This is a genomic window from Planctomycetota bacterium (assembly GCA_026387035.1).
Classification (GTDB): domain Bacteria; phylum Planctomycetota; class Phycisphaerae; order FEN-1346; family FEN-1346; genus JAPLMM01.
On record JAPLMM010000120.1, the window covers coordinates 1 to 3,334 of the forward strand.

The 3,334-nt window shown below is 68.3% G+C and carries 4 protein-coding genes; all 4 read left to right on the forward strand.

The window, feature by feature from the left end; all coding sequences use genetic code 11:
• A partial coding sequence (locus NTX40_04105; protein ID MCX5648267.1) for a hypothetical protein occupies window positions 1–846 on the forward strand: 846 nt, incomplete at its 5' end.
• Window positions 735–1,268, forward strand: coding sequence for a trehalase family glycosidase (locus tag NTX40_04110; GenBank protein MCX5648268.1), 534 nt, complete (start codon window positions 735–737; stop codon window positions 1,266–1,268). The genes NTX40_04105 and NTX40_04110, both read left to right, overlap by 112 nt.
• Window positions 1,269–1,463: 195 nt before the next feature.
• Window positions 1,464–2,504 (forward strand): 2-hydroxyacyl-CoA dehydratase, encoded by a 1,041-nt coding sequence (locus NTX40_04115; protein ID MCX5648269.1) that lies wholly within the window; start codon window positions 1,464–1,466, stop codon window positions 2,502–2,504.
• A partial coding sequence (locus NTX40_04120) for a lysylphosphatidylglycerol synthase transmembrane domain-containing protein (GenBank protein ID MCX5648270.1) occupies window positions 2,501–3,334 on the forward strand: 834 nt, incomplete at its 3' end. The genes NTX40_04115 and NTX40_04120, both read left to right, overlap by 4 nt.

Consider the following 3,334-nt stretch of genomic DNA (forward strand, 5'->3'; position numbering starts at 1 on the left):
GAGGCGGTGCTCCTGCTGAAACAGGACGGGAAGCGGACGCAGTTCGCGTTTGCGTACTCGGCGAACGGGGGCCAGGAGGCGGTGAAGGTGGCGTCGCAGGGTCTGAAGGCATCGATCGACACGCTGGTCGAGCAACACCTGGCGTTCTTCGGGAGCACGCCTTCGGCGCCGCAGGACACGGACGCCCTGACTTGCCGGACGCTTGCGAAGGCCTTCTCGGTGATGAAGGCGAACGTGTACGCCCCCGAGCAACCGATCCTCTCGCGGTGGACGACGCCGGCGCGTTGGCCGGAGCGGCAGATGAGCCCGCGGGAATCGGTGTTCCACAGCCTGGGCCTCGTGCATCTGGATGCGGGGCTGGCGAAGGACGCGCTCGCGGCCGTCTACGCTTTCCAGGGAAGTGACGGGTTCATACCGAACACCATGCCAGCGCAGCCGACGGAGGCGGTCTCGCATCCGCCGCTGCTGGCGTGGGCCGCCTGGCGCGTGTACGAACTGGACAATCGGCGGGACCGGAAGTTCCTGGAACAATCCTACGCGGTGATCTCGAAGCAGGTGGTGTGGTACATGAAGCAGCGGCGTCTGGGTGGCAAGCCGCCGCCCGAGAAGTCGCTGGAATACGGCACGCCGCTGTACGGTTGGAAAACGGCGGCGGAGTCGGGCCAGGATAATTCACCGCGATTCGCGGGCGGCGCGGACTTTGCCGCCATCGATCTCGCGTGCTACCTGGTGACATCGAGCGGGCCGCACGCGAATGCCTCTGGAACCCCGAGCGCGGTTTCTTCTTCGACCGGCGCGGGGCCGACGGCCCGTGGGTGGATGCCTGGACGAGCGCAGCGTTCCTGACGCTCTGGTCGGGCGTGGCGACGAAGGACCAGGCGAGCCGGCTCGTGGGTCACCTCGTGAGCGGGAAGTTTCGGACGGCGATGCCCGTCGCGAGCGTCGCGCGCGACGATCCGGCTTTCAAGAAGGACCTGTGGTCCGGGGCGGCGTGGCCCACGACGAATTACCTCATCATCCGGGGGCTCCAACGGTACGGGTACGCGAAAGAAGCGGCGGACCTGAGGCAGCGAACGCTCGAGGCCGTTGGACAGTGGTACGCGCGGACGGGTGCCCTGTGGGAGTTCTACGATCCGGACGGCGAGGCGCCGCCCGCTCAACTCGACCGCAACGGGCGGAAGACGAGCGGCATCGGTTACGCGGTCCTCAGCGACTACAACCCGACGGCGGCGGTGTTCGCGGACTTGGTGCTCAGGCCCGAGCCGTAGCGGCCCCTCTCGAGCGCCATCGGTTCTGGAATCGTCATCCCGCGGGGCGAGGCATTCCTCGCCCTGCTCTTTTCGCTGCGCCGGCCGGCAGCCGTTCCGGGCGGAGCGGCGCGCCGGGTGGAAATGCCGGCCCCAGGCAGGTATACTCGCACGAGCGGGCCGTTACGACGCGCCCGGATAACGTGAGAGCGGCGGATGCGCACGATTGACTCCAACACCATCGGGCTGACGGCCACGGTCCCCGTGGAGGTGCTGCTGGCGGCCGGGGCGGCGCCGCTGGACCTTAACAACGTCTTCATCACGTCGCCGGACCCGCCGGCGCTCGTGGCCGAGGCGGAGCGGCACGGCTTTCCGGCGAACTCGTGCGCCTGGATCAAGGGCATTTACGCGACGGCGCGGCGGCTGGGGATCCGGCGCGTCATCGGCGTCGCCCAAGGCGACTGCTCCAACACGCACGCCCTCGTGGAAATCCTCGAGTCCGAGGGCGTCGAGGTCATTGCGTTCAATTACCCGTACCCGAAGGATGCTCGGCGCCTGGCGGAGGCGTTGGACGCGCTGGCGCAGCAACTTGGGACGACGCGCGCGGCCGCGGAGCGCCAGCGGGAGCGCCTTCAGCCGGTGCGGCGGGCGCTGGCCGAAATCGACCGCCTCGCATGGCAGGAAGGCAAGGTGACTGGCGAAGAGAACCACCGCTGGCTCATCGGGGCGAGCGACTTCGGCGGCGACCCGGAGAGGTACCGGCGGGAGGCGGAAGCCTTCCTGGTGGAGGCGCGGGGGCGCCGGCCCGCGGTCGGGGGACTCCGCTTGGGCTACGTCGGCATTCCGCCCATCTGCGGCGGGCTTTATGAGTTTCTCGAAGGCCGCGGGGCGCGCGCCGTCTTCCACGAGTTCCAGCGACAGTTCAGCATGCCGGCGGCGGACCCGCCGGCGGCGGATCTCGTCGCGCAGTACCTCGCGTACACGTATCCGTACGGCGTCGCGGGGCGTATCGAGGACCTCCGCCGGGCGGTGCGCCAGCGCCGCCTGGACGGCCTCGTGCATTACGTGCAGACGTTCTGTTTCCGGCACATCCAGGACCGGCTTTTGCGGGAGGGCGTGCAGGCACCGATGCTGACGTTGGAGTTCGACCGGCCGGGCCCGCTCGCCCGCCACGGCGGGACGCGACTCGAAGCGTTTCTCGAAATGCTCGAGAACCGCACCGAGGAAGCAGCCCACAACGCAGAAAGGCAGGCGTGAATAAGAAGTCGAAGGCGATCCTCTGGCACGTGTTGCGGTTGGCGGTGATGGCGGCGCTCGTGGCGTACGTCGTCAGCCAGGCCGAGTGGAACGACACGGTCCGTCCAGACGGGCTGCACGTGGCGGGGATCAAGACGATTGCCGCGCGCCTCGCGCAGGATTGGTGGTGGGTCGCGGCCGCGCTCGGCGTCATGACGCTGCAATCGCCGATCGGGGCGGTGCGGTGGAGGCTTCTCCTCGGGGTCCAGGGGATTCACATCACGTTTCTCGAGAGCCTGCGCCTGACGTACATCGGATGGTTCTTCAACAACTGGATGCCAGGCTCAACGGGCGGCGACTTTGTCAAGGCGTGGTACATCGCCCGCCGGACCCACCAAAAAGCGGAGGCCGTGACGGTCGTGTTCCTGGACCGCCTCATCGGGATGGTGTCGCTCGCGATTCTGGGGGCGGCGGCGGCGATGGCGACGCTCGGCGATGAACGCGTGCGCTCCGCGCGGATCATCCTGGCGGTGTTCCTCGGCCTGGCTGCGGCAGGCGGCTGGATCTTCTACAGCCGGCGGCTGAGACGCCTGGTGCGGCTGGACCGGCTGCTCGCGCGGCTGCCGGTCGGGCACGTCGTGGCGCGCGTGGACCAGGCGCTCTTTATCTACCGGCATCACAAGGGGACCGTGGCCCTTTCGGTCGTCTACAGTTGGGCCGCGCAGGCCGTCTCCGTCTTCGCCACTTACTTTCTGGCGACCGGGCTGGGGAGCGATGCACGGCTGCATCACTTCTTCATCAACATGCCGGTGGTATGGATTTTCTGGTCGCTGATTCCGGTTCCCGGCGGG